The 25,959-nt window shown below is 72.0% G+C and carries 17 protein-coding genes and 1 tRNA gene; 5 read left to right on the plus strand and 13 right to left on the minus strand.

All coding sequences use genetic code 11. The features are described 5' to 3' along the window. Entirely contained in the window at nucleotides 1–1,041 is a 1,041-nt protein-coding gene (locus I596_RS09405) for an agmatine deiminase family protein (RefSeq protein ID WP_067646898.1), read from the plus strand. Nucleotides 1,042–1,079: 38 nt separating this feature from the next. Here the strand turns inward: I596_RS09405 and I596_RS09410 are convergent, their stop codons facing one another. After that, nucleotides 1,080–1,907, minus strand: a complete 828-nt coding sequence (locus tag I596_RS09410; RefSeq protein ID WP_067646902.1) for a universal stress protein — start codon at nucleotides 1,905–1,907, stop codon at nucleotides 1,080–1,082. Nucleotides 1,908–2,171: 264 nt separating this feature from the next. Here I596_RS09410 and I596_RS09415 point away from each other — a divergent pair, with 264 nt between their 5' ends. Beyond that, on the plus strand, nucleotides 2,172–3,896 hold the full coding sequence (locus tag I596_RS09415; RefSeq protein ID WP_067646904.1) for a hybrid sensor histidine kinase/response regulator: 1,725 nt from the start codon (nucleotides 2,172–2,174) through the stop codon (nucleotides 3,894–3,896). Nucleotides 3,897–3,912: 16 nt separating this feature from the next. Here the strand turns inward: I596_RS09415 and I596_RS09420 are convergent, their stop codons facing one another. From I596_RS09420 to I596_RS09465, 10 genes are all read right to left on the minus strand, one after another. Beyond that, nucleotides 3,913–6,342, minus strand: a complete 2,430-nt coding sequence (locus I596_RS09420) for a ligand-binding sensor domain-containing protein (protein WP_067646907.1) — start codon at nucleotides 6,340–6,342, stop codon at nucleotides 3,913–3,915. A gap of 59 nt (nucleotides 6,343–6,401) precedes the next feature. Next, complete coding sequence (recD, locus tag I596_RS09425) at nucleotides 6,402–8,135, minus strand: exodeoxyribonuclease V subunit alpha (RefSeq protein ID WP_067646909.1); 1,734 nt, start codon at nucleotides 8,133–8,135, stop codon at nucleotides 6,402–6,404. Continuing rightward, entirely contained in the window at nucleotides 8,132–11,827 is a 3,696-nt protein-coding gene (locus tag I596_RS09430; RefSeq protein ID WP_223303801.1) for a UvrD-helicase domain-containing protein, read from the minus strand. Before I596_RS09430 ends, recD begins: the two co-directional genes overlap by 4 nt. Then, a complete protein-coding gene (gene recC / locus I596_RS09435) occupies nucleotides 11,824–15,228 on the minus strand; it encodes an exodeoxyribonuclease V subunit gamma (protein ID WP_067651698.1) in 3,405 nt (1,134 codons plus the stop codon). The genes I596_RS09430 and recC overlap by 4 nt, the downstream gene beginning before the upstream one ends. A gap of 79 nt (nucleotides 15,229–15,307) precedes the next feature. Beyond that, a complete protein-coding gene (locus I596_RS09440; protein ID WP_067646913.1) occupies nucleotides 15,308–15,637 on the minus strand; it encodes a helix-turn-helix domain-containing protein in 330 nt (109 codons plus the stop codon). A 102-nt stretch (nucleotides 15,638–15,739) separates the two neighbouring features. After that, nucleotides 15,740–16,141: a DUF1801 domain-containing protein gene (locus tag I596_RS09445; protein ID WP_067646916.1), complete on the minus strand. Its 402-nt coding sequence runs from the start codon at nucleotides 16,139–16,141 to the stop codon at nucleotides 15,740–15,742. 123 nt (nucleotides 16,142–16,264) lie between these two features. Then, nucleotides 16,265–16,762 (minus strand): SRPBCC family protein, encoded by a 498-nt coding sequence (locus I596_RS09450; protein WP_067646919.1) that lies wholly within the window; start codon nucleotides 16,760–16,762, stop codon nucleotides 16,265–16,267. A gap of 3 nt (nucleotides 16,763–16,765) precedes the next feature. Then, entirely contained in the window at nucleotides 16,766–17,179 is a 414-nt protein-coding gene (locus I596_RS09455) for an ArsR/SmtB family transcription factor (protein ID WP_067646922.1), read from the minus strand. A 134-nt stretch (nucleotides 17,180–17,313) separates the two neighbouring features. Continuing rightward, nucleotides 17,314–18,687: an NTP/NDP exchange transporter gene (locus I596_RS09460; protein ID WP_067646925.1), complete on the minus strand. Its 1,374-nt coding sequence runs from the start codon at nucleotides 18,685–18,687 to the stop codon at nucleotides 17,314–17,316. 84 nt (nucleotides 18,688–18,771) lie between these two features. After that, entirely contained in the window at nucleotides 18,772–19,884 is a 1,113-nt protein-coding gene (locus tag I596_RS09465) for an SDR family oxidoreductase (RefSeq protein WP_083965486.1), read from the minus strand. A 106-nt stretch (nucleotides 19,885–19,990) separates the two neighbouring features. On the opposite strand from I596_RS09465, the gene I596_RS09470 reads away from it, so the two are divergent. Further along, on the plus strand, nucleotides 19,991–20,602 hold the full coding sequence (locus I596_RS09470; protein WP_067646931.1) for a TetR/AcrR family transcriptional regulator: 612 nt from the start codon (nucleotides 19,991–19,993) through the stop codon (nucleotides 20,600–20,602). Between the two features lie 293 nt (nucleotides 20,603–20,895). Here the strand turns inward: I596_RS09470 and I596_RS09475 are convergent. Further along, a tRNA-Arg gene (locus I596_RS09475) sits at nucleotides 20,896–20,972 on the minus strand. A gap of 249 nt (nucleotides 20,973–21,221) precedes the next feature. Between I596_RS09475 and kbl the strand changes: the two genes are divergently transcribed. After that, nucleotides 21,222–22,415 (plus strand): glycine C-acetyltransferase, encoded by a 1,194-nt coding sequence (kbl, locus tag I596_RS09480; protein ID WP_067646934.1) that lies wholly within the window; start codon nucleotides 21,222–21,224, stop codon nucleotides 22,413–22,415. 42 nt (nucleotides 22,416–22,457) lie between these two features. Here the strand turns inward: kbl and I596_RS09485 are convergent, their stop codons facing one another. After that, on the minus strand, nucleotides 22,458–24,098 hold the full coding sequence (locus tag I596_RS09485; RefSeq protein ID WP_067646937.1) for an NAD+ synthase: 1,641 nt from the start codon (nucleotides 24,096–24,098) through the stop codon (nucleotides 22,458–22,460). Nucleotides 24,099–24,213: 115 nt separating this feature from the next. On the opposite strand from I596_RS09485, the gene I596_RS09490 reads away from it, so the two are divergent. Next, nucleotides 24,214–25,953, plus strand: a complete 1,740-nt coding sequence (locus tag I596_RS09490; protein WP_067646940.1) for a right-handed parallel beta-helix repeat-containing protein — start codon at nucleotides 24,214–24,216, stop codon at nucleotides 25,951–25,953. Nucleotides 25,954–25,959: the final 6 nt, after the last annotated feature.

The following is a 25,959-nucleotide window of genomic DNA, read 5'->3' on the forward strand; positions in this document are numbered from 1 at the left end:
ATGACCGACAGCTCCCTGCGCCTGCCTGCGGAATGGGAACCGCAGGCAGCGATCCTGATCGCCTGGCCGCATGCCGGCACCGACTGGGCGCCGCGCCTGGCCGAGGTCGAGACCACCTATGTCGCACTGGCCAGTGCGATCGCGCGCTTCCAGACCGTGGTGATCTGCGTCGCCGATGCGCAGGTGCGCGATCGCGCCGCCGCGCTGCTGGCCGGCGCCGGCGTCGACCCCGGCCGGATCCGCTGGGTGCCGATCCCGTACGACGATACCTGGCTGCGCGACAGCGGCCCGATCACGCTGACCGACGGCAGCCGCTTCGTGCTCGCCGATTTCCGCTTCACCGGCTGGGGCGGCAAGTTCGAGGCCGGCCGCGACGACCGCCTGGTCGAGGGCCTGGTCGAACGCGGCCTGTTCCACGCGGCGACCCACCAGCGCATCGACTGGGCGCTGGAAGGCGGCGCCATCGAGTCCGACGGCCAGGGCACGCTGCTGACGACCTGGAACTGCCTCGAGCATCGCCACGGCAGCCAGCGCCGCGATGCGATCGCCGGTACGTTGCGCGAGACGCTCGGCGTCGATCGCGTGCTGGCGCTCGAGTACGGCTATCTCGAGGGCGACGATACCGATGCGCACATCGACACGCTGGCGCGCCTGGCCCCGCACGAGGCGATCGTCTACCAGGCCTGCGACGACACCGGGGACAGCCATCATGCCGAGCTGGAGCGGATGGCCGACGAACTGGTCGCGCTGCGCACCGAGGCCGGCCGCCCGTACCGGCTGCACGCGCTGCCCTGGGCGCGGCCCATCGTCGACGGCGATCGCCGGCTCGCCGCCAGCTATGCCAACTACCTGATCGTCAACGATGCCGTGCTGGTGCCTGCCTACGAGGATCCGGCCGACAGCGCCGCCGCGGCGATCATCGGCGCCGCGCATCCCGGCCGCACCGTGGTGCCGATTCCGTGCCGGCCGCTGATCTGGCAGAACGGCAGCCTGCACTGCGTGACGATGCAGCTGCCGGCCGGGGTGCTCGCGCCGGCCTGATCCGGCCAGCGCCGGACTGCACGCCGCCGGCGCGACCCTCAATGACGCATCAGCACCGGCACCTGCGCATGCGCGAGCACGTGCCGCGTCGCACCGCCGAAGGCCCATTCGCTGAAGCGGCTGCGGCCGTAGGCCCCCATCACCAGCAAGTCCGCGCCGCAGGCCGCCACCGCATCCAGCAAGGCGTGACCGGCACGCTCGTCGGCGGTGTCCAGGTTCTGCCGCTCGATCCCGATGCCGTGCCGCTCCAGGTGTTCGGCTATGCTGAAAGGCGGCTTGTAGCCCGCGCCCGTGTACACATCGCGGCGATCGCCGCACAGCAGGACGACCCGGCGCGCGAGGCGCAGCAACGGAATCGCCGCGTGGATCGCGCGCACCGCCTCGGGTGCGCCGTTCCAGGCCAGGGCGACGCAATCCGGTCCGGTGCCGGGAGCGACGACGGACGGAACGACCAGGCACGGCGTTCCGACCTGCAGCAGCAGCGTGGCCAGGGTCTGCGGCGTGCCCCAGAGCATTTCGTCGTCGCGTTCCACCACCAGCAGGTCGTGCCAGTTGCAGATCTGGCCCAGCGTATCGGGAAGATAGCCCTCGGCGACCTGCCAGGCCGTGCGCTGCACGCCGCGCTCGCGCGCCCAGTCGGCGAACGCCTGCCGCGCCTGGAGCGCACCGTGCTCCATCGCCTGCGCGTTCTCGATCATCACCGAAAGCAGCGCCGGCGAGCCGTAGGGCGGCATCATGTAGAGCGGCGACGGATAGACATAGGCACCGGTCAGCGACGCGTCGAGCGCGGCGGCGATGCGGGCGGCGTATTCGGCGCCTCCGGTCCATGTCGTGAAACGGCTCAGGTGCACTAGGATGTCGCGCATGGCCAACTCCGGAACGGTGAGCAGCAGGGAACGACGCCACGGTAGCGCACCCGCGGCAACGCCCCCTGATCTGGATCAAGTGCGCGCCACGCCGTCCGGCGACGGCACGGCGCCGACTGCGCCTCGGCCGCTCGCCGGCGCCGCCGGACGGCCCGCCTCGAGGCGCCGCGCCGCGGCCGGGCCCACCACCGCCGGCGAAACGCGGAGGCATTCGCGCAACACCCTGTCGGCATCCCGGCGCCTGCCGATGCGGCCGTCACGCCGATGCCTCCCTGGCAGCGTCTGAACCGCTGGCTGCAGGAGGTGCCGGTCGAGGATCCGCTCGACCGGCGCAATGCGCCGATGCTGCAGGTCGTCCTCGCGGTACCCGGCGTGCTGGTGCCGGCGATGCTCGCGCTGGAGCTGGCCGAGGCGCCCGGCTTCGGTGCCGGACAGGCGATCAGCCTGGCGCTCACCGCCTTTCTCTGGTCGTGCTTCTGGTTGCTGCGGCGCGGCCGCTTCCGGCTCGCCGCCAGCCTCGCCGTGGTCGCCAGCCTGGTGATGATGGGACTCAACTACCAGAGCTACGGCCTCAAGTCGCAGTTGGGCCTGCAGGTCACCCACCTGCTGCCGCTGCTGTTCGCCGGGCTGCTGCTCGGCCGGCGCGCGATCTGGCGCACCCTGGCCGCGATCGGCGTGATCCTGGTGCTGGGCGCCTGGGTCGACCTGGCCGGCGCCGGCGATGCCGTCGCGGAGCGCCGCGAGGTCGCCGCCAACCTGCTGTCCGCGGGCCTGGGCTTCATGGTGGTGGCGGCGATCCTCGACCGCCTGGTCTCCGCGTCGCGCCGGGCGATCCGCCGCAGCGAGGAGCTGGACCTGCTCTGCGACCAGCTCGAACGCGAGATCGAGGAGAAGGAACGCTCGCAGGCGCAACTGCTGCAATCGCAGAAGATCGAGGTGCTCGGTCGCATCGCCGGCGGCATCGCCCACGACTTCAACAACCTGCTCGGGATCATCCTCGGCCATGCCGGTCGCGCCGGTACCGCCCGCGATCCGCGGGACGCCACCCGCTCGCTCGAAGGGATCCGTCATGCGGCCCGGCGTGGTGCGCTGATGGTCCGCCGCCTGCTGGGCCTGGGCCGCTCGACGCAGCGCCAGGTCGAGGTGTTCGACGCGGCGGCCTCGATCCGCGAGACGCTGGACCTGCTGCGGCCGCTGTTCGACGCCCGCGTGCGGATCGAACTGTCCCTGCCCGACCAGCCGCTGCCGGTGCGCCTGGATCGCGAGGAGTTCGAGCTGGCCCTGCTCAACATCGCCAGTAATGCGCGCGACGCGATGCCCGAAGGCGGCTGCTTCCGCCTGTCTGCGGCGCGGCGCGGCGATACCGTCGCGATCGGATTGGCCGACACCGGCACCGGCATGACCGCCGATGTCGTCGCGCGGCTGTTCGAGCCGTTCTATACGACCAAGCCCGAGAACCGCGGCACCGGCATCGGCATGGCGGTCGTGCACCGGCTGATCAGCGAGGCCGGCGGCCGCATCGAGGTCGACAGCGCTCCCGGCCGCGGCACCACGCTGACGCTGCTCCTGCCCTGCCCGGCGGCGCGCACGGGCGCGAAGGCCAAGGCGCCGCCGCATCGGGCGGTGTCGCCGCCGCGGGTGCTGCTGGTCGACGACGATGGCCCGTCGCGCACCCTGCTCGCCGACGGCCTGTCCGACAGCGGCCTGGACGTCGACGACGTCGGCACCGCGATCGACGCGTTGCGCCAGGCGCGCAGCGGCCATCGCTACGACGCCATCGTCGCGGACTACGAGCTGCCGGACGGCGACGGCGCCTCGCTGCTGCACCGGCTGCGGTCGCTGCAGCCGGATGCGCGCCAGGTGCTGATCAGCGGCCGTAGCGACCTGACGGAGCTGGCGGCGCCGCCGGTCGCGATCCTGCACAAGCCGTTCGCGCCGGAGCGCCTGGCCGACCTGCTGCTCGACGACGGCGAGGCCCTGTCGTCCTGACGGCCGGGAAACGGTCCTAGCCGTCACTCCCGGGACTGTCGTTCCCCGGGCTGCCACCGGCGGAGCCGCGCAGGCGCGCCGGACGCGACCGCCGCGCCGTGGCATCGCTGCGGGTTCCGTCGACGACCAGCAGCAGGCTCAGCAGCGTGGCCAGCAACCAGACCCAGGGGCGCTGGTACCAGGGCATCGGCCGATGGATCGGGAGCGTCGCCGGCGGCGAGGACCAGGGCCCGCCCTCGCTGCGCGCCTGCACCTCGAACAGGTGCTGTCCCCAGGGGATCGACGGATAGACGATCGTCTGGTTGCGGCCGGCATCGATCCAGTCGTCGTTGACGCCGGACAGGCGGAAGCGGAAATGCGTGCGCTCCGGCGCGCTCAGGTCCACCGCCGTATAGCCGATCTCCAGGTTCTGCGATGCGGCGTCGAGCTGCAGCGGGCCGGCCAGCGGCTGGTCGTGGCCGGCGATCGCGACGCGTTCGATCAGGGCCTGCGGTGCCGGCGCGACGCGCTCGCGCACCCGGGCCGGATCGACCATCGCGAAGCCTTCGACCAGTGCGAACCAGAGCCGCCCGTGCGCGTCGCGATGGCAGGCGCCCTGGGTCCCGCCATTGATCTCCGCCGGGATCAGTCCGTCGCCGACGGTGAAACCGACCGTCTCGATCGAACGGCCGTCCGCTGCCACCGCCGACAGCAGGGAGACGCCGCGGTTGCCGCCGAACCAGAGGCGGCCCTCGTCGTCGGCCAGGATGCACGAGACGGTGTCGTCGAACAGGCCGTTGCCGCGGTTGTAGCGATCGACCTTGCCGCCGCGGATGCGATTGAGGCCGCCGCCATAGGTACCGACCCAGAGCACGCCGGCGCGGTCCTCGTACACCGCGCGCGCGAACCGGCTGGACAGCCCCTGTGCCGGTGTCCAGCGTTCGAGGATGCGCTCGCCGTCGATCCGCACGACACCCTGGTCGCTGACGACCCACAGGCCGCCGCTGTGCGCCGCGACGATCTGGTTGGCCGCCATGCCCTCCAGTGCCGCCACCGGGCGGCCCGCCCCGCCGCCGCCTGCGGCATCGCGCTCGAGCACCACGGTGCTGCGGGCCACGGCGACCCAGAAATCGCCCTCCGCCGTCTCGTGGATCGCCCGGATCGACGGGCCGGCCGGCCAGGATGCGACCGGCTCGACCGTATCCGCGCCGGGCCGGATGCGGCCGAGGAAGCCATCGCTGGTACCGACCCAGATGCCGCCGGCACGATCACGTGCCAGCGTCTCGGCGCATTCGCTGCCGATGGCCGCTCGCAGCGGAACGGTCTCGATGCGACCATCGGCCCGCCACCGGCGCAACCCGCTGCACGACAATGCGAACCACAGGTCGCCTGCCGCATCGTCGGCCACCGCGCGTGCCGGCCGGTTCATCGCGGCCTGCGGATCGGCCATCAGGCCGATCCAGGGCTCGCGCAGGCGGAACAGGCCCTTGTTGTGGCTGCCGATCCACAGGTTGCCGTGGTCGTCGAACAGCAGGCTGACCATGAACATCGGCGGCAGGCCCTCGACCGGCTGCGGCACACCCGCGCCGTCCTCGTGCAGCAGCTGCCCGTCGAGCGTCCCCAGCCACAGGCGGCCGTGCGCGTCCTCGATGAGGTTGTTGACGCGACGCCGTTCCCACAGGTGCCAGCGCCCGCTGGCCGGCTCGAACCGGAACAGGTCCGTGTCGGTGGCGACCCACAGGTCGTCGCCGGTGGCCTTCAGCACCACCACGTGGCGACTGCCGTCGGGCAGCGCCACCGGATCGAGCCGGTCGCCGGCCACGACCGCCAGGCCATTGAAACCGCCGGCATAGATCGTCCCGTCGCGCGTCTGCGCCAGCAGGTCGTAGCGGACGGTCTCGCCCCGCAGCGGCGCGCGCTCGCGCAGAGTCGCCATGTCGATGCCGAGGACGCCGTCGCTGCTGGCCACCCACAGGCTGCCGTCGGCGCCTTCGACGAAGGCGCTGGCCTGGCAGATGCCGCGGCACGCCGCCAGGCTGCGGAAGACGCCGTCTTCGTACAGGCTGATGCCGGCGTCCTGGGTGCCGATCCACAGCCGCCCGCGGCGATCCTCGTGCAGCGCCAGTATCCGGTCGCTGGAGGGGCCGCTGCCGGTCGCGGCGTTCTCGGTCGCCGGCCGCACCTCCTGATGTGCGCGAAACACCTTGAAGCGGCGCCCGTCGAACTGGGCCAGGCCGCCGTGGGTCGCCACCCAGAGGTGGCCGTCGCGCCGCTGCAACAGCGCGTTGACGCCGTTCTGCGGCAACCCGTCGTCGCCGCTGTAGCGCTGGATGACGGCGGCATGCGTAGGGGCGACGCGCAAGGCCGCAACGGCCGGCGACACCGATACCGCGACCGCCAGTGCCAGCAGCCAGCCGGCCAGCCGGCCCCCGATGCCGCGTACCGCGCGACGTTCCCGGGCGGCCATTGCAGCCGTCGTCACCCGGGCCCGACCGGCCCGCCATCGGCTGCAGGCCGCGCCGCGCATCACGGCGCCACCAACCGCTCGCGCAGGCCGCCGTGACGGCGGACCGGGCGCGCCAGCGCGGCGTGCAGGCTGTCGGCGGTCGCCCAGACTTCGGCCGAGCGGCGCGCGCGCGAGACACCGGTATAGACCAGTTCACGCGTCAACACCGGATGGTCGGCCGCCGGCGGAAGCACGACGGCGACGTCGGTGTACTCCGATCCCTGGCTGCGATGGATCGTGATCGCCCAGGCGCTCTCGTGCACCGGCAGCATGTGCGGTGCGAAGCTGCGCAACGCCGTCGCGCCGTCGCGATCGCCGACCTCGAACCAGACCCGCGGCCCGTCGGGTCCGTCCAGCACCACGCCGACGTCGCCGTTGAACAGGCCACTGGCGTAGTCGTTGCGGGTGACGATCACCGGGCGGCCACGATGCCACGGCCGCTGCGGGTCGAACCCGTGCCGGCGCGCCAGGCCCCGTGCGACCTGCAGGTTGACGCCGTGCACGCCGAACGGCCCTTCGCGCAGCGCGCACAGGATCTGCGCTTCGCGCAGCGCCGCCAGCGCCGGACCGGGCGCCACGTCCGGTGCGAACAGGACATCGAACGCGGCAGCGTGGCGGGCGATCCAGCCCTCGACCGCCGCTCCCAGCGCGCGCGCGTCCGGGCAGGCACGCCAGGCCAGGCCGTCGCCGCCGGTCGTTCCTCCGGCTGCGTCCAGCCACGTCGCATCGCCCGCACGCACGGCGTCGATGCCGCGCTGCAGGGCGTCGCCGGCACGCCAGACGTGCGTCAACTCGACGACGTGTCCGGCCAGGGCGGGCGCGCTGGCGACGATGTCGGCCAGGACCGACCCGGCGTCGACCGACGCGAGCTGCCCCGGATCGCCCAGCAGGATCAGCACGGCGCCGGGCCGCAGCGCATCCACGAGCTGGCGCATCAGCGCCAGGTCGATCATCGAGGCCTCGTCGACGACCACGATGTCGGCCGCCAGCGGATCGGCCGGTCCGTGGACGAAGGCATTGGCGTCGGGCCGGTAGCCGAGCAGCCGGTGCAGGGTCTGCGAGCGCTCGTGCGGAATGGCGTCGAGCAGCGCGGCCAGCCCCGAACCGGGCGGCAGGCTGCCGGCCAGCCCCTGCTTGCCCTGTGCGATCGCCTGGGCCAGCCGCCGCGCGGCCTTGCCGGTCGGCGCGGCCAGCGCGACGGTCGGCCGCGTGCCGGCTACGGCGGCCTCGCGCAGCAGCATCAGCAGTATGCGCACCACGGTGGTCGTCTTGCCGGTACCGGGACCGCCGGTCAGCACGAACAAGCGGCTGCCGACGACGCCGGCGGCCGCTTCGCGCTGGAGTGCCGTCGCCTGCGGATCGTCGCCGGCGAACAGCGCGGCGAGGTCGCCGGTGCGGTCGAATGCCGGGTGCGGCCGGCGGCGCTCGATGCGCCGGCGGAGCGCCTCGGCGAGCACCGCTTCATGCCGCCAGCTGCGCCAGGCGTAGAAGCGTGTCGCGTCGAGCACGAACGCGGTCGGCTGCTCCGCGCTGCCGTCGCCGACCCAGGGCTGGCCGCGCAGCGCGGCCAGGTCGGCCGCCGAGAACGGCTCGCCGTGCGGCGGCTCGTCCAGGCGCGCGCAGGCGTGCCCCTGCCCTTCGGCCGCGCTGGCTTCCAGTGCGGCGCGAGCCAGCAGCGCCGACCCGGTACGCTCCAGCACCCAGCGCGCCAGGGCGGTGTCGATCGCGCGCGGCGCAACCGGCGCGCTGGTCACGACACGCTCTCCGGCTGGCCGGCGAATGCCGCATCGAGCGCGAGGATCAGCCGTGCCGGCCAGCGGCGGCGCCACACGCCGTGGCGCAGGTCGGTGGCCGCATCGTCCAGGCCGATCGCGCGGACGAACAGGTACCAGCTCTCGCCGAGATGGCGCTCCGGGGCGTAGTCGCGGATGCGCTGGCGCAGGTAGCGATGCAGGGCCACGGTGTAGAGCAGCGCCTGCAGGCCGTAGTGGTGATCGGCCATCGCCGCGTCGAGCCCGGCGCCGCGATAGCGCGACAGGCGCGCACCCAGCCAGTTGGTCTTGTAGTCGAGCACGTGATAGCGCCCGCCGGCCTCGAACACCAGGTCGGCGAAGCCGGTCATCAGGCCGTCGAGCCGCACCGCATCCAGCGTCGGCGGTATCGCCGCGGATTCGCCGTGGGCGACGCACAGCGCCCGCAGCTGCGCCATGCCGACGCGGTGCACCGGGAACTGGAACTCGAACTCGGCCACGCGCGCCGAATCGGCGAGCCGGTCCAGGCGCAACCCGTCGCCCAGGTCGCTCGACCGGACCCGGTCGATCATCCGGCCGGTCGCGTCGAGCAGGCCGGCCTCATCGATGGTACGCCCCACCCCGAGCGCACCGAGCGCGTCCCGCAGCCGCTCGCGCTGGGCCGGCCAGAACCGCCCCGGCGGCGCGTGCTCGAGCAGGTCGTGCACGGCATCGCCGAAACGCGGCCCGCGCAGGGCCGCCAGCGCCAGCAGGCGCTCGTCGTCGGCCTCGATGTCGCCGGCGAACGCATCGGCATCCGGCGCGGGGACAGCGGCTTCGTCCGCAGCGCCCGGCTCCGCCACCGTCGCCGCGCTGCGCAGCAGGCCACTGAAGCTGTGCAGCCAGCGCGGGGGCCGCAGGGCCGGCAACGGTGCCTGCACCGCGCGCCGGCGCACCCGGGTATCGGCCGTGCGGTAGTACGGCACCGGACCGGCGAACGGCGGCTCCGCCGCCACGCCCGGCAAGGCCGCAGCCAGCGCCTCGAGCGCCGCGCGCTCGCGCGCATCGGACGGCCCGGCGTCGCCGGCGGCCGGCACGGACGCACCGGCCGGCGCCGCGGATGCGTGCCCGAGCGCCTGCAGGACCTCGCCGACCAGGACCTCGATCGCCGCCGCGTCATACGCGTCCCCGGTGTCCTCGTCGCCGGGCCGTGGCCTGCCGTGATCCAGCCAGTAGACATGCACGGCGTACTTGGCGCGCGTCAGCGCGACGTAGAACAGGCGCAGGCGCTCCTCCAGTTCCTCGCGCCGGTGCACCAGCCGATGCGCGGCGAACCGGTCCGAGCCGAGGTCCATGCACAAGCGGCCGGCGGCGTCGTGGAAGCGCAGCACCGACGGCGCGGCGCGGCTGCGCGAACGCCAGGCCAGCGGCAGGAACACCAGCGGGTACTCCAGGCCCTTGCTGGCGTGGACGGTCAGCAGCTGCACGCGCTCGGCATCGCTCTCGATGCGCAGGCGGCGCGCGTCGGCCGCCTCGACATCGCCGCCGGCGTCGTGGCGCATCGCCGCCAGCCAGGCCAGCAGCCCGTCCAGGCCGTGGTGCGCACTCTCCTGCTCGGCCAGCAGCTCGCCGAGGTGGCGCAGGTCCGTGACCAGCCGTTCGCCGTCCGCAGCGGCCAGCAGGCGCGGCGCCTGGTCCGCCAGGATGGCACCGACCAGGGCCAGGACGCCGCGCTCGCGAACCTGCTCGCGCCAGGCGGCGAACCGCTCCAGCTCGCGCTCGAACGCCGGCACGTCGGCCTCCCAAGCGGCGAAGCGGGCGTAGTCGGCTCCCAGCACGCGCGTCGCCAGCGCGCCGCGCACCGCCGGTGCGTCGCCCGGATCGCGGACCGCGCCGAGGATGCGTTCCAGGTCCGCCGCCGCCTCGCTCTCGAACACGCTGCCGCGGCCGCTGCCGACACAGGGCACGCCGCGCGCCAGCAGCCGCTCGCGCAGCGCGGCCACCTCGGCATGGGTCGACAGCAGCACGGCGATGTCGCCCGGCCCCACGCGGCGGCCGTCGATGGCGTGATCGCCGCCGAGCAGTTCGGCGATGCGGTTGGCGCAATCGTCCAGTGCCAGCGCCTCCAGCCGGCCCTGCGCCTGCAATGCGCGCCCGCGCTCGTCGACGGCCTCGCCGCGGAACCGGTGGAACACCAGCGGTGCCGCCGCCGGGCGGCCGTCGATCGTGTAGGCGGCGCCGTCGGACCTGTCGGCGGAACGGACCGGCTGGTAGCGGATCGGCACGGTGCCGAAGCCCCCCGAGGTGTGCGCATAGAACGCATTGAGCGCCGCCACCAGGCGGCCGCTGGAACGGTGGTTGGTCGCCAGCGAGCAGCGCAGGCCGGCGCTGCGGCCGGCATCCAGGTAGGCGGCGATGTCGCCGCCACGGAACGCGTAGATCGCCTGCTTCGGGTCGCCGATCATCACCAGCCTGCCGCGCGCCGCGCCCGCGGCATCGCGATAGATGCGGTCGAAGATCGCGAACTGGCGCCGGTCGGTGTCCTGGAACTCGTCGACCAGGGCGGCCGGGAATGCCTCGAACAGCCGGTCGGCCAGCCGCGCGTCCGCATCGGCGCCGCAGAGCCGCTGGTACACCCGGTCGATCAGCATCGAGAAGGTCTGCACGCCGCGACGGCGTGCGCGCAGCGGCAGCTCGCGCTCGCAGAACGCATGCGCCTCGGCGCACAGCGCCGGAACCGCGTGCTCGCGCGCGGCGCGCAGCGCCTGGGCGGTGGCAGCCAGCAGCCGGATGCACGGTTGCTCGTCCAGGGCGAGCCGGCGTGCCTTGTTCTGCAAGGTCGCGCAGGCATCGCCGGCGATGCGTGCCAGCGCCGTGTCGTCCAGCGCCACCAGGTACCGGCTCGGCTGCGCGGCGCCGGCGATGCCCTCGATCACGGCACGGGCGGCCTTCCTGGTGCCGTTCCAGGCGATCGCATCGGCGTCGGCCAGCAGGTGCCGCAACGGCACCTGCAACGCCTGCGCATCGTCCAGGCGCTCCAGCCCGGCGCGCAGCGCCTCCAGGTCCGGCGGTGGCGGCGCCAGCAGGCGCGCTGGACCGGCGGCGCGGATGACCGCCACCGTATGCTTGAGGCCGTCCAGCCCCAGCGCCAGCATGCCGGCGATGCCCGGCTCGTCCTCCGCCGCGGTCAGCACGCGCTGCCGCCAGAAGTCCTCGACGCACTCGCCCGCCAGCGAGTCCTCGTCGACCAGCGGATCGCCAGCGAACGTCGCACCGCTCTCGAGCGGGTGGTCGCGCTGGATGCGCTGGCACAACGCATGGATCGTCGAGATCGGCGCGCGATCGATGTCCGCACGCGCCAGCCGGATCCGCCGCAGGCACTGGCGCAGCTTGGCCGCATCGACGGCCAGCGTCGCCAGATGCTCGGCCAGCGGATCATCGACGGGCAGCGGCTGGCCGGCCGCGATCCGCTCCAGGATGCGCTGCGCCTGGACCAGCCGCAGCCGCAGCCGCTCGCGCAGCTCCTGCGCCGCCGCGTCGGTGAAGGTCGCGACCAGGATCTGCTCGACGCCCAGGCCGGTCTCGAGCAGCAGGCGCAGGTAGATCAGGCCGATGTGATAGGTCTTGCCGGTCCCGGCGCTGGCTTCGATCAGCACGCGGCCGGCCAGCGGCATGCCGCGCCAGTCCAACGGGGCCAGCGGCTCGACCGCGCTCACGATGACGCTCCGTCCGGTCCGGCGCCGTCGTCGCGCAGCAGCACGCTGCGGTGCGGGTCGAGCACCGTGCAGATCGTCGCGACCGCGGCGGCGAACGCATCGCCCGCCGGCGTCGCCGGATCGAACAAGGCCAGTCCGCGCGCCAGCAGGCCGGCGTAGCCCGGCGCATAGTCGCGCTCGCCGCGTTGCCAGCCCGCATCGTCGCCCAGCCACTGGCGCTGCGCGCGGACCCGGCGTTCGCCAGGTACGGCACCGGCATGGGCCCAGGCGGTGCGCGGGAAGAACAGCAGCGGCCGTTCGCGGCGCGTCCGCCACAGCTCGACCAGCCGGCCGAGGCCCGCCTCCAGCTCGGCCGGCTGCTGCGCCAGGATCGCGGCCAGCAGCGGCGGGATGCCGGCACGTGGCCGCCCGCTCGGGCCACCTTCGACGAAGACCGCGCGCGCGGGCGGATCCGGCGCCAGCCGCAGCGCCGCCCACTCGACATACAGCGGCAGCAGGTCGCGAAAATCGGCCGGGCGCGCCGGCTGGGCGTCGAACAGCAGCAGCTCGCCGCCGGCGCTGCGAAACAGGCGCTGGCTGCGGCCGGTCAGGCGCCGCTCGCCGGCGAGCACGAGATCGACGGCGCGGGGTTCACGCGCCAGCGGCCCACCGCCGATGGCCTCGCGCGCCGCCTGCAGGGCGGCGACGGCGGCGGCACGCGCGGAGGCGTAGGTGCGCACGCCCGGCGCGCCCGCCGGCAGCAGTCCGGCGCGTGCCAGCCAGTCCGGTGCCGTGGTGGGGATCCCGGCGGCGTCTTCGGCCAAGGCATCGAATAGCAGCCGGCGATCGAAGCGATCCAGCGCGGCGACGCCGCTCTCGAGCGGCTCGTGATCGGGCCAGGCCGCCGCATCGGCGGCCGCCAGGCTGATGCCCGCGCCGCGCAGCAGCAGTTCGCGCGACGGGTCGCGCCAGTAGCGCACCAGCGCGGCCAGCGTCGCCTCCTCGTCGGGCTGCACCGGCAGCGCCGGCAGCGCGGCCAGGTCGAGGAACCGCGACTCCGGCGGTTGCGTCGCGGGCGGTGCCAGGTACGTCCGGTCATACGAGTACAGGCGCGCATCGTGCAGCGGCCGGCCCTCGGCGTCGCGCTCGTAGTAGCGCGGATCGAACGGCTGCAACGGATGCGTGACGCGCCACGGGCGGGCGGTCGCATCGTCCTCGGCCAGGCCGTGCGCCTCGTCGAGGAACAGCAGCAGCTCGGCCAGCGGCGCGGCCGGATTGCGCGGGCGGCCGTCGTGCACGCCGATGCCGACGTAGCTGACGTGCAGGCGCTGCCGCGCCGCCATCAGGGCTTCGAGGAACAGGTAGCGGTCCTCGCTGCGCGTATCGCGATCGCCGCGACGCGGATGCGCGGCCATGCGGTTGAGTCCCGAGTCGCCGCCGGCCCGCGGGAACTCGCCCTCGTTCATGCCGAGCAGGCAGACCATGCCGAACGGAATCGAGCGTTGCGGCACCAGGCCGCAGAACGTGACGCCGCCGAGCAGGAACGGCTGGCGCTCGGGCACCGCCTGCAACTGCCCGCGCAAGGCATCGCGGACCACGCGCCACGGCTGGGGCAGCGTCAGCTGCGCCTCGCGCGCCTGCGCGGCCAATGCGGCGACCTGCCGGCGCAGCGCGTCGATCGCCGCGACCTCGGCCGTGTCGGCCGGGTCCGGCAGGAACAGTGCATCGATGCAACCGAGCAGCCAGTCCCTCCAGCCCGCGAGCGGCCGCGGCACGGCCATCGCGTCGCGCAACCGCCGCAGTTCGCCGAGCAGGTGGTCGAGCTGGCCGAGCGCCTCGACCGCGCCGCCGCCGACACCGGCCAGCGGCAGCATGCCGTCGAGCAGGACGCGCTCGCCGTCGGCACCGAGCAGGAGCCCGGCATAGAGCCGGTCGAAGCCGAAGCGCCACGAGTTGGCGTCGATCGGCGCACCGCCGGCTTCGGCCTTGGCCGCGGCGTCCAGGCCCCAGGCGACGCGCGCACGGTGCAGCCATTTCTCGACCGCTTCGCGCCCGGCGGGATCGATCGCGAAGCGCCGCGCGATCGCCGGCACGTCGAGCAGGTCCATGACCTCGCTGACCGTGAACCGGCTTTCGGCCAGGTCGAGCAGGCCGTCGAACGCGGCGATCGACGGATGCTGGCGCGCCAGGCCGACATCCGAAAGATGCCAGGGGACGTGGTGCGGGTCGGCGCGATATTGTGCCGGCGCGCCGAACACCGCCGCGACGTACGGCGCATAGGCGGCGATGTCCGGCGCCATCACGACGATGTCGCAGTGCGCGAGCGCGGGATCGTCGGCCAGGGCGCGCAGGATCGCATCCTTGAGCACCTCCAGCTCGCGCAGCCGGGTGTGGCAGGCGTGCACGCGCAGGCTGGCGTCGTCGAGCGGCGGCAGACGACCGGCATCGCCCGCCAGCTCCGGCTGCAAACGGCGGATGCTCGCCTGCAGTCGCTCCAGCAGCGGCACGCCGGCGACATCGGCATCGTCCTCGTCGGCCGGATCGCGCTCCTCGATCGCGTCACCGTCGTCCAGCGCCAGGCAGAAGTCCTGCGCGATGCGGCCGAGCGCGACCAGCAGGGGATGGCCGACCTCGTAGTAGAGCGCGTCCGGATCGTCCTCCAGGCGCAGCAGGTCGCGCTGCCGCCGCAGCTCGGTCCAGTGCTCGCGGCACGGATCGGGAAAATACAGGTGCACCGGCTGGTGCACGGCCAGCGCGCGCAGCGCGGCCAGGACATCGGGCGGCAGGTGGCTGACGCCGAAGACGTGCAGCGGCCCCTGCCCGCCCGTGCCGCGCGCCAGGAGGCGCGCCAGCGGGGCCGCCCGCCGCGCGCGATGCGGCGCGGCGCCCGGCTGCAAGGCGCGCCACAACTGGGCCTGCCAATCGCCGGCGGCCTGGGGCGCGTCGGCTTCCCAGGCCAGGATCCAGTCGGCGCGGTAGATCAGGTACTGGGTATAGACACCGGCCAGGTGTTCGGCCAGCTGGAAGCTGCGGCGTGCCGCGTCGTCGCCTTCGAGGTAGGCGCGAATCGGTGCGGCGTCGATCTGCGGCAGCGCGGCCAGGATGCGCCAGCGCAGCACCTCGCCGTGCCAGGAGGCGCCGGGCGCTCCGCTCGCGCCGAGCAGCGCATCGGCGGTCCGCTCGAACCACTGCCACGGCAGCGGCATGTCGAAGTTGGCGGCGATGCCGTCGCCGCCGGCGTCCGGCCGCCGCGCGAACTCGCCGAGCAGCCAGCGCTTGAGACCGGGGTGCGCGACCAGCACCGTCTGCGGCCGCAGAGGATCGTCCGGTCGCTGGGCTTCCAGTTCGCGCGCGAGACGCTCGGCCAGGCGTTCGATGCGGCTGGCGCGATGGACGATCAGGCCGCTGCCGTTCCAGCTCATCGGCGGAGCGCTCGTTTCGCCGGACACCGCGACGGCATCCATGGTGTGACGGGCGATGCGGACGCGACGATCCACCGCCTCATCGGCACACATCCGTACCGGCCGCCGGCGCGCGCCGCGCACGCCGGCCGCGCGCCTGGCCCGGCGGCGCTGCCGACGCCGGATCATCCAGCGCCGCCACGCGATCGAGCAGCCCCCGATGGGCCAGCACCGCCGGCCATCCGCCCAGCGAGACCTCGATGCCGCCGTGCTCCAGGCGGATCAGCGTGGCGAGGCTGATGCACGCCTCGGCGGCCAGCGCGCGCTGGGTCCAGCCGCGCGCGAGCCGCGCCTGGCGGGCCAGCCCGCCCAGGTGACGGCCGGTGGCCAGGATCTGGGGACCGGCGAGACCGGCTTCTTTACGACGCATCGCTCGAATCGGGGTCGAAGCGGTGCGCGGAAAGTAGCATAGAAGCAATCTTGTGAAGAGGACCGCGCCGCGCCTCCACCGGCCAACGGACGACCGCCCCGTTCAGAGCTGGGCGATCCACTGCCTGACGATGCCGAGCACGGCGGCCTCGTGCGACGCCAGCTCCTCGGCGGACGCCAGTGTCAGCACGCAGCGATCGCTCGCGGGCCAGGCGAGCAGCCCCTCCGGATCGTCGATCGCGAACGCGCGGGTATTGCTCTTCGCCGTCGCACCCGTGTGCAGGATGAGCTGGATGTTCTTCGGCGGATACAGCCTGAAGGTCGCGAAGTGGTCGTCGAGCCTGAAGCTCGGTGCGTTCCACTTGATCGCCTCCGTGATGCGCCGGTCCAGCCCGAGAATCAGCGCGCGAAGGCGTTCGATGCCGGCCTTGTGCGGATGATCCAGCGTCGCCAGCAGCTCCGTCACGCACCCGGCGCCCGCGGCCTTGGGTTTGAGCGTTGCCATCGTGCGATGCCCTCTTGCGTCGATGCCCGGTCGTGCGAACCCGGACCCGCGGTGTTCGAAACGCGAACCCCGAGGTGCCTCGAGCGGGCACCCCGGGTTCGCTCCCTGCGTCGTGCCGAAGCCTCAGCCGGCCAGCGCCGCGGCCAGCTTCTCGAACGACTGGCGCCAGCCGGTATCGGCATGGGGAGCCATCATCTCGGTGTACGGACCGTCGATCAGGACGACCCGGGTGCGTTCCGGGCCTTCGGCATGGAACTCGATGCGCGTGATGGTGCGCTCCACCAGTCCCATCTGGGGCTGCGGATCGGACGACAGCACCAGCAGCTCCGGCGCCTTGATCTCCAGCACGCGGGGTGAGTCGGGAAACTCCGCGCCCACGGCGACGCCCATGCCGGCCGCGATCGCGGGATCGTCGAGCACCATGATCTTGTGGTGGCGGCCGCCCACCTGCGGCTCGATCACCAGCCGGTCCCGCGGCGTGTGGAAGCCATCCGGTCCCCACCACAGCGCGATCAGTTCGGGATCCACGAAGGCCTGGAACACCCGCTCGCGCGGCGCCGGGAAGACGCGCGTGATTTCGAGGATGCGACGGGCCTGATCGGTGGGCTGCGGTCGATTCATGTCCTATCTCCTGTCTGGCTTGCGTCGAGGTCCACGCGCGCGATGCGGCTTCGCATCCCCGGCGTGGTCCGGGATCGGCTCGTGCTTGCGCAGCGCCTGCGCCTCCAACAGGGCGCCGAGGCGATCGAGGCGTCCCTCCCAGAGGGCGCGGCGGCTGGCGATCCAGCGCTCGGCCTGCAACAGGCCCCGCGGATCGAGCTGGCAGGTGCGAACGCGCCCGACCTTGCGTGTCGTCACCACGCCGCAGTCCTCCAGCACCTGCAGGTGCTGTGCAACTGCAGCCAGGCTCATCGGCAGCGGGCGCGCCAGCTCGCTGACCGCAGCCGGCCCCTGGCTCAGCCGCTCGATCAGTTCGCGGCGGGTACCGTCGGCGAGCGCGTGGAAAAGACGATCGATGGTGGCGGATTGCTCAAGCATTGACTTGAGTATTGCGGCGGCGCCACCGGATAGTCAAGTGCGTACTTTAGTGATGCCGTTGCCGCCCCTGGGTATCGGACGACCCGGGCAGCCCCGTCGCGCTGGCGGAGGTCGTGGCGTGCGCCACGCGTGGGTCAGGAGCCACTGCCGTCGTGCGCATCGCCACCGGCCGCCGGCGTGGCGCTCGCCGGCGGCGACGCCGTGTACCGTGCTTGCGCGCGCCCCAGCCAGAGGCCCAGCGCGGCCCAGACCAGCGCCAGCGGCACGACCACGCTGACCAGTCCACCCAACGCCAGCCCGAGTCGGCCGAGTGCACCTTCGGTCTGCGCACCCACGACGTCGCCGGCGCGGTAGATGAAGGTGTCCACGAAAGCCTTGGCCTTGTACTTGTCCTCGCGGCCGACCACGGTGAACAGCGCCTCGCGCGCCGGCCGGGTGATGCCGCGCTGCACGGCGCGATTGGCCGCCTCCAGCAGGATCAGCACCACGAACGAGCCGTAGATCGCCAACCCGATGAAGCCGAGCGCGGTAGCCACCGGCAGGATCGCCAGCGCCACGCCGAGGCCGAAGCGCTTGATGATCTTTCCGGTCAGGGTGAACTGCAGGACCAGCACCGCGACCTGCGTCCACATGTCGATGTTGCCGAGGATCGCCGCGCGTGCGTCCGTGCTGTCCGACACCGCTGCGACCATCTGCAGGCGGGTGAAGTAGATGAACGTCGCCAGGACCGTCATCAGCAGGATGTATCCGGCGATGCCGGTCAGATAGGACGACCGGAACACCGCCCGCAGGCCCGCCCAGGCACTGCCGCCGATGCGCTCGGCCTCGCTCGCCAATCCGGCCGTGGCGGCGGGCGCGTCGGGGCCGGTCCGGTCAGGCGCCAAACGCACGAGCAGCCAGGCCATGACCAGGGCGATCAGCAGGAATCCGCCGGCGACCAGAAGCAGGTTGGGCGTACCCAGCGGCTGGGCCAGTTGCGCGGTGAGCCACGGTCCGAAGATCGCGCCGAGCGTGCCGCCGACCGAGATCAGGGCGAAGAAGCGCTTGCCTTGATCGCTGGTGAAGCGGTCGGCCAGCAGCGCCCAGAACACCATCGTCACGAACAGATTGAATACGCTGAACCAGACGTAGAACACCTGGCCGCTGCGCTGGCCTACCGCGCCGGGCGCGAACATCAGCAACGCCCAGAAACCCACCAGGCTCAGCACGAAGAAGCCGTAGGTCGCGCCGATGAACTGCAATCGCCGCAGGCGACTGACTAGCCAGCCGTACAGCGGGTTTACCGCCAGCGTGACCAGAGCCGTGCCGATGAACAGCCATCGGATACTCTCGATGCCGCGCTCCATGCCCAGCGCATCGCGCGCCGGCCGCAGCAGCATCAGTGCGGTCAGCACGCAGAAGAAGAACAGCGCCACGATCAGTACCGGCCCGATCTCCTCGCGGCGGAGGTTGAACAGGGTCTGCAGCAGGCGTGGACGGTGCGGGGCGGATGTCGTGGTTTGGTTCATGGGAGAGGTTCCTGGCTCGAAGCACGCCGGTGCCCGGTCCGACAGCGGAAGATCGGGACGCGCGGCGGCGACGGCGGCGCGTGATCAGCGGACGGGAGACGGGAACCGCGTGCCGCTGAGTTCTTCGCTGACCACCCACAGCTGGGCGGCTGCTCGGGTATCCGCCGCCGCGGGGGGCACCTTGGCGAAGCCGAGCGGACCACGCGCTTCCATCATGCCGGTAGGCCCGTAGTAGGCCCCGCCCTGCGCATCCTGCGCGGTGGCAGCATACAGCGTCGGCAATGCGCCCCGCGCGGCCGGCTGGAACAGAAACGACAGGTTGCGACGGACGAACCCCGATACGCCGCCGCGATTGGCCAGCAGGTTGGTGCGCGAGACGCCCGGATGGGACGCGATGCTCCGGAGGCCCCAGCCTGCCGCATCGCTGCGGCGTTGCAGTTCAAGGGCGAACATCAGGCAGGCCAGCTTCGATTGGCCGTAGGCGGCAGCCGGATCGTAGGCGTGTTCGAATTGCAGATCCGGGAAGTTGATGGCCGCGCCACCGCGGGCGGCGGCGATGCTGGACAAGGTGACCACGCGGGGGGCATCGGCCTTCTGCAACAGCGGCAGCAACTGCCCGGTCAGGGCGAAATGGCCCAGGTAGTTGACGGCGAACTGCATTTCGAACCCGTCCGCCGACGTGCCCCGCTCCGGCGGCTCCATGAGCCCCGCATTGTTGATCAGGCCGTCGAGGCGCGGCAGCGTCGCCGAGAGGCGCTCGCTCAGCCTGTGGACCGAGGCCAGGTCGGCCAGGTCGAGCGATTCGAAGCGCACCTGTGCGCCGGGTGTTTCCTGCCGGATGCTGGCGATCGCTTCCTCGCCTTGCGCCGGATTGCGCGCCGCGATCAGGACCTGCGCACCGGCGGCCGCCAGGGCCTTGGCGCTTTCGTATCCGATGCCGCTGGTTCCGCCCGTGACCAGGAAGATGCGCCCCTCCTGGGAAGGCATGTCGGCCAGGCTCCAATCCGGCTTGGGCCGTCCCTGCACCATCGAACCGTCCGCCGCGCATGCGGAGAGGAACAGCGCGCCCAGGGCGGCGAGACAGCTTCGCCACCGGGAATACAGGGGGCGCGCTTTGGCGTCCGGAGTCGCAACGCCGGCGAAGACCGTGGTACTGCCATATCGAGAGGGAGTTGCGGACGCTGTGCGCTGGGTCATGCTCTTTGCCTGGCTGGGGGAAGGAAGTAAGCTAGGTGCATAAATAAATGCATCAGGTGCAATAATTTATTGCACTAAGTGCAAATATGCAAGAGGCCATCCAAGAATGTCGGAAATCCTTCCCCGCACGGGCGTTGCGCCCACAGAAGGCTTGCGGGAGCGCAAGCGCCGCGAGACACAGCAACGCATCGCCGAGGTCGGCCAGCGCCTGTTCCTCACCCAGGGTTACGACAGCACGACGCTGGACGCGATCGCGGCAGAGGCCGGCATCTCGCGTCGCACCTTCTTCTCGTACTTCAAGTCGAAGGACGACATCATCCTGTTCTGGATGGACGCCGGTTTGGCCAGCCTGATTGCGGACCTGCTGAAGACCTCGCCTGACGTGCCGCCGCTCGATGCCGTTCGCGACATCATGGTCAAGCACATCGCGAGCAGTACCACCGAGCAGATGACCGCCATCGACAATCTCATGCTGTCGAGAGAGTCGCTGCTTGCGCGCAAGCAGGCGTACTACGCGGAGCAGGAGCAGGCGCTCTTCAAGGCGCTGTGCGAGGTCTGGCGGCAGCCCGAGCGCCGTCCGGCGCTGCGGATGGTGGCGATGGTGTCCATCGGCGCGATGAAGGTCGCGCTCCAGGCTTGGAGGGAACAGACCGGTCCGCGAAAGCCCGCGGCCAGGTTCCTGCGGGATGCCTTCGACAGTCTGAAATCCGAGCTTTGACCGCGCACGCGGATCGAAGCGGGATCGAAGGGGGCCGAGCCCCGTGCCGGCTGCGCTGTCTGGTCGCAAGCGTGCGCTCAGGGCGACGGGCCGACGATCCGTTGACCTGAAGGCGCGGGAGCCCGACGTGATCGCGGTCGCGCCTCACTGCATCGCCCCCGGGATGGAGACACGGAAGGCCGGAAACGAAAAAGCCACCCGAAGGTGGCTCTTTCGATGTTTCGACCCGCTACGGTTCCGTAGCTGGGCGCATCAGTCAACCGAAACGCAACCGGCTGATTTTACTGCTAAAATGGCGCGCCCGGAGAGATTCGAACTCCCGACCACCAAGTTCGTAGCCTGGTACTCTATCCAACTGAGCTACGGGCGCATGAAACGAAAAACATCCCTCGAACGTTCTTGAAGGCCGCGGCGCCGCCGCGACCCGCCGCTCGACGGGGCGCGAATTATTCTTCGTACGCGGCGATTCGTCAACACCTCGTCATGAATTGACCGCGCGCCGCCGCACAGTGTTCGTCCATCGTGAGCGCGGCCGCGCAGGCGATCGCGCATGCACGCATGGATCGATCCGGACGGATCGACGACAATCGCGCGCCCTCATCGCCAAGGCCGTGCCGACATGACCTACCCCGCCCAGCAACGCCTCGAGTCCGAGCTCGAATCGATCCGCGAACAAGGCCTCTACAAGGCCGAGCGCGTGATCGCCACGCCGCAGTCGGCGGCGATCCGCACCACCGACGGGCGCGAGGTGCTCAATTTCTGCGCGAACAACTACCTCGGCCTCGCCGACGACCCGCGCATCATCGCCGCCGCCAAGAACGCGCTGGACACGCACGGCTTCGGCCTGGCCAGCGTGCGATTCATCTGCGGCACGCAGGACCTGCACAAGCAGCTCGAGGCGACGATCTCGCGCTTCTTCGGCACCGAGGACACGATCCTCTACACCAGCTGCTTCGACGCCAACGGCGGGCTGTTCGAGACCGTGCTCGGCGAGGAGGACACGGTGATCTCCGATGCCCTCAACCATGCCTCGATCATCGACGGCATCCGCCTGTGCAAGGCCGAGCGGCGCCGCTACGCCAACGGTGACATGGCCGAGCTGGAGCGCCACCTGCAGGAAAGCCAGGGGCGGCGCACGCGTCTGGTCGCCACCGACGGCGTGTTCTCGATGGACGGCTACATCGCCAAGCTCGACGAGATCGTCGCGCTGAAGAAGAAATACGGCGCGCTGCTGATGGTCGACGATTCGCACGCGACCGGCTTCGTCGGCCCGACCGGCCGTGGCTCGGCCGAGCTGCACGGGGTGATGAGCGAGGTCGACGTCTTCACCTCGACGCTCGGCAAGGCGCTCGGCGGCGGCTCCGGCGGCTTCACCACCGGCCGCAAGGCGATCATCGACCTGCTGCGCCAGCGCTCGCGACCGTACCTGTTCTCCAACACGCTGCCGCCGCCGCTGGTCGCCGCCTCGATCGAGGTGTTCGAGATGCTCTCGGCGTCGACCGCGCTGCGCGACCGCGTCGACGACAACGCACGCCACTTCCGTCAGCGCATGAGTGAGGCGGGCTTCGACCTCAAGCCCGGCAACCACCCGATCGTCCCGGTGATGCTCTACGACGCCAAGCTCGCGCAGCGCTTCGCCGCCGAGCTGCTGGAAGAAGGCATCTACGTGATCGGCTTCTTCTTCCCGGTGGTGCCGCAGGGCCAGGCGCGCATCCGCACGCAGATGAGCGCCGCGCACACGCGCGAGCAGATCGACCAGGCGGTGGACGCGTTCATCCGCGTCGGCCGCCGGCTCGGCGTGATCGCGGCCTGACGCCCCGCTACTGGCCGGTGGCGCCGCGGCGCGCCGGCCGGCTCAGCCGCGCTCGCGCCAGCCCGAGGTGATCGGGTAGCGGCGCTCGCGGCCGAACGCACGGCGCGAGACCTTCGGGCCGGGCGCCGCCTGGTGGCGCTTCCACTCGTTGACGCGCACCAGGCGCAGCACGTGGTCGACGGTGGCCGGGTCGAAGCCGGCGTCGACGATGTCCTGGCGCGACTGCTCCTGGTCCACGTAGCGGAACAGGATCGCGTCGAGGACGTCGTACGGCGGCAGCGAGTCCTGGTCGGTCTGGTTCTCGCGCAGCTCGGCCGATGGCGGCCGGTCGATCACCGCCTGCGGGATCACCGGCGCGCCGCCGATCGTGTTGCGCCAGCGCGCCAGCGCGAACACCTCGGTCTTGTACAGGTCCTTGATCGGCGCATAGCCGCCGCACATGTCGCCGTAGATGGTCGCGTAGCCGACCGCGTACTCGCTCTTGTTGCCGGTGGTCAGCAGCAGGCCGCCGAACTTGTTGGCCAGCGCCATCAGGATCGTGCCGCGGCAGCGCGACTGCAGGTTTTCCTCGGTCAGGTCGGCCGCGCGGCCGGCGAACAGCGGCGCCAGCGCCTGCACGAAGCCGTCGAACGGCGCGCCGATCGGCACCGTCTCCAGGCGCACGCCCTGCGCGCGCGCCTGCTCGGCGGCCAGGTCGTTGCTCTGGCCGGAGGTGTAGCGCGACGGCAGGCGTATCGCGGTGACGTTGCCGGCGCCGAGCGCGTCGACCGCGACCGCCAGCACCAGGGCCGAGTCGATGCCGCCGGACAGGCCGACCCAGACCCGCTCGAAGCCGTTCTTGGCGCAGTAGTCGCGCGTGCCGCGCACGATCGCACGCCAGGCCAGCGCGTCGCGGCTCTCGTCGCCGTCGGCCGGCCAGCCGCGCGGCGCGAACTTGCGCGTGGCCGGGTCGTAGTCGGCGAGCAGCCAATGGTCCTCGAACGCGCGCGCGGCCGGATGGATGAAGCCATCACCGTCGGCCAGCACCGAGGCGCCGTCGAACACGACCGCGTCCTGGCCGCCGACGACGTTGAGGTAGGCCAGTGCCACGCCGGTCTCGGCCACCCGCGTGGCCAGCAGCGCGTCGCGCTGGGCGTGCTTGTCGCGCTCGAACGGCGAGGCGTTCGGCACCACCACCAGCTCGGCGCCGGCGGCGGCGGTGGTCGCCAGCGGCTCGGCGAACCACAGGTCCTCGCAGATCACCAGGCCGACCGCGACGCCGCCGACGTCGACCACGCACGGGCCGCCGTCGGGATCGACGTCGAAGTAGCGGCGCTCGTCGAACACGGCGTAGTTGGGCAGTTCGCGCTTGCGATAGGTCGCCTCGATGCAGCCGTCGCGCAGCACGCTGGCGGCGTTGTAGACGATCGATCCCGCGCTCTGCGGCCAGCCGACGACGGCGACGATGCCGACCGCGGCCTGCGCGATCGCGGCGACCGCCGTCTCGCATTCGGCGAGGAAGCTCGGCCGCAGCAGCAGGTCCTCCGGCGGGTAGCCGCTGACCGCCAGTTCGGGGAAGACGACCAGGTCGGCCTGGTGCCGATCGCGCGCCTCGGCGATCAAGGCGGCGATGCGGGCGGCATTGGCGGCCACGGCGCCGACCGGGAAATCGAACTGGGCGAGAGCGATGCGGAACGAAGCCATGCAGTGCATTCGGGCAAGCGGCGGAACCGACATGATACTGCCGCGGGCGCTTGGGGTTCTCGCCGCGGAACTGCGTATGAGGCCGATGCCCTGCCCAATCGCGGAATGCCCGTTCATGACCACGCCCATCGCTTCCCTGCCCGGCCCGTGGCGCTTCATCCTGCCGCTCGCGGCCTGCGCCTGCGTGCCCGCACACGCCGCCGAGTACTTCCTGGTCGGCGACGTCAACGCGCAGTCGCGCTGCCAGTTCAGCTCGATCCAGGCCGCCCTCAACGCCGCGGCGGCGAACGGCCCCGGCCTCGACTACGTCATGGTCGCCAACGACGCCGCCTATTCCGGCCAGGCGCTGCAGGTCGGCGCGCAATCGGTGCTGATCGAGGGCGGCTACGCCAACTGCGATCTCGACGTGGACGCAGGGCAGCCGTTCGCCGACATCGCCGGCAACGGCAGCGATCCGGTCATCCGCATCGAGCCCTCCGCCCCGGGCAACTACGACGTGCGCCTCAGCCATCTGCGCATCCGCGGCGGTGGTCGCAACGACCTCAACGGCGGCGGCGTGCGCCTGCGGACCTCGACCAATGCGCACGTCGCGCTGTCGCTGGACAACACCGAGGTCACCGGCAACCGCGCGCAGGCCGGTGGCGGCCTGCATGTGGAGCGCGCCGGCAGTCCGGCCGGCAGCCTCGGCGTGACGCTCAATCCCGGCACGCGGATCCACGCCAACACCACGGCGAGCAGCGGCGGCGGCATCAGCCTGTGGAGCGGCAACCTGTTCATCGCGGCCCACGAGGTGCGCATCGACGACAACGTCGCCGGCGGTGCCGGCGGCGGCATCGCGACCCTGCCGGGCAGCTTCATCGCGGTCGGCAACCCGAACATCGACGTGTGGCCGGGACGCAAGGACGTGACCGGCGCACGGATCGAGAACAACCGCGCCGCCACCACCGGCGGCGGCCTCTACCTGTCCGGCGCCGGCACGACGATGGAGGCGCGCGAGCTGATCGTCGACGGCAACCGCGCCGAGTTCAGCGGCGGCGGCGTTACGGTCGCCAACGGTGCGGTGCTGACGATGATGCGCGAGTCGATGAACGCGTTCGGCTGGTACTGCCCGCGCGACCGCGATTGCACGCGCATCGGCGACAACCAGGTCGCCGACGGCATCACGACCGGCGCCAACGGCGGCGCAGTGGCCGTCTACGGCGATTCGCGCGCGTATCTGATCCAGACCCTGGTGCGCGACAACCGCGCGCAGGACGGCTCGGCGATCCTGGTCGACGGTGCCGGCTTCGTGCGCACCGAGGGCACGGTATTCACCGGCAATCGCTCGTACGACCAGCCCGGCCAGACCGGCGCCCTGATCCGCACGCGCTACACCTTGCCGAGTGCGGCGCCGGACCTGCGCGTCACGTTCTCCACGTTCGTCGGCAACCAGCGCCTCGCGACCGACGGCAACCTGCGTCCCGCGATCGACGTCGTCGGCATGCAGGGCACCAGCCTGCAGCTGTTCAGCTCGGCCGTCTTCGACGGCGGCGTGACGATGTACAACAAATGGGGTGCCGACTGCGTGGTCGCGGGCGTGACCGCCAGCTTCACCACCAACGGCATCATCGCGCGGCCGACCTACACCGATCGTCCCTACGAGCGGATCTTCGTCGCGCCGGGCCGCCGCGACTGGCAGCCGCGCTTCGATTCGCCGCTGACCGACGTCTGCGACACGCTCAACGCCACGCCCGAGTACCGCGATCGCGACCTGCGGCCGCGCTGCCGCGACGATGCCAAGCCGGACCGCTGGGGCACCTGCGACATCGGCGCATGGGAGAACGACCAGCTCTTCGCGAACGACATGGACGGATGAGCGGTG

The organism is Dokdonella koreensis DS-123 (genome assembly GCF_001632775.1).
GTDB lineage: Bacteria > Pseudomonadota > Gammaproteobacteria > Xanthomonadales > Rhodanobacteraceae > Dokdonella > Dokdonella koreensis.

Coding starts and splice junctions, on each gene's coding strand:
- I596_RS09405 (WP_067646898.1), top strand. CDS start 1: ATGACCGACAGCTCCCTGCGCCTGCCTGCGGAATGGGAACCGCAGGCA.
- I596_RS09410 (WP_067646902.1), bottom strand. CDS start 1,907: ATGCGCGACATCCTAGTGCACCTGAGCCGTTTCACGACATGGACCGGA.
- I596_RS09415 (WP_067646904.1), top strand. CDS start 2,172: ATGCCTCCCTGGCAGCGTCTGAACCGCTGGCTGCAGGAGGTGCCGGTC.
- I596_RS09420 (WP_067646907.1), bottom strand. CDS start 6,342: ATGGCCGCCCGGGAACGTCGCGCGGTACGCGGCATCGGGGGCCGGCTG.
- recC (WP_067651698.1), bottom strand. CDS start 15,228: ATGAGCTGGAACGGCAGCGGCCTGATCGTCCATCGCGCCAGCCGCATC.
- I596_RS09440 (WP_067646913.1), bottom strand. CDS start 15,637: ATGCGTCGTAAAGAAGCCGGTCTCGCCGGTCCCCAGATCCTGGCCACC.
- I596_RS09445 (WP_067646916.1), bottom strand. CDS start 16,141: ATGGCAACGCTCAAACCCAAGGCCGCGGGCGCCGGGTGCGTGACGGAG.
- I596_RS09450 (WP_067646919.1), bottom strand. CDS start 16,762: ATGAATCGACCGCAGCCCACCGATCAGGCCCGTCGCATCCTCGAAATC.
- I596_RS09455 (WP_067646922.1), bottom strand. CDS start 17,179: ATGCTTGAGCAATCCGCCACCATCGATCGTCTTTTCCACGCGCTCGCC.
- I596_RS09460 (WP_067646925.1), bottom strand. CDS start 18,687: ATGAACCAAACCACGACATCCGCCCCGCACCGTCCACGCCTGCTGCAG.
- I596_RS09465 (WP_083965486.1), bottom strand. CDS start 19,884: ATGACCCAGCGCACAGCGTCCGCAACTCCCTCTCGATATGGCAGTACC.
- I596_RS09470 (WP_067646931.1), top strand. CDS start 19,991: ATGTCGGAAATCCTTCCCCGCACGGGCGTTGCGCCCACAGAAGGCTTG.
- kbl (WP_067646934.1), top strand. CDS start 21,222: ATGACCTACCCCGCCCAGCAACGCCTCGAGTCCGAGCTCGAATCGATC.
- I596_RS09485 (WP_067646937.1), bottom strand. CDS start 24,098: ATGGCTTCGTTCCGCATCGCTCTCGCCCAGTTCGATTTCCCGGTCGGC.
- I596_RS09490 (WP_067646940.1), top strand. CDS start 24,214: ATGACCACGCCCATCGCTTCCCTGCCCGGCCCGTGGCGCTTCATCCTG.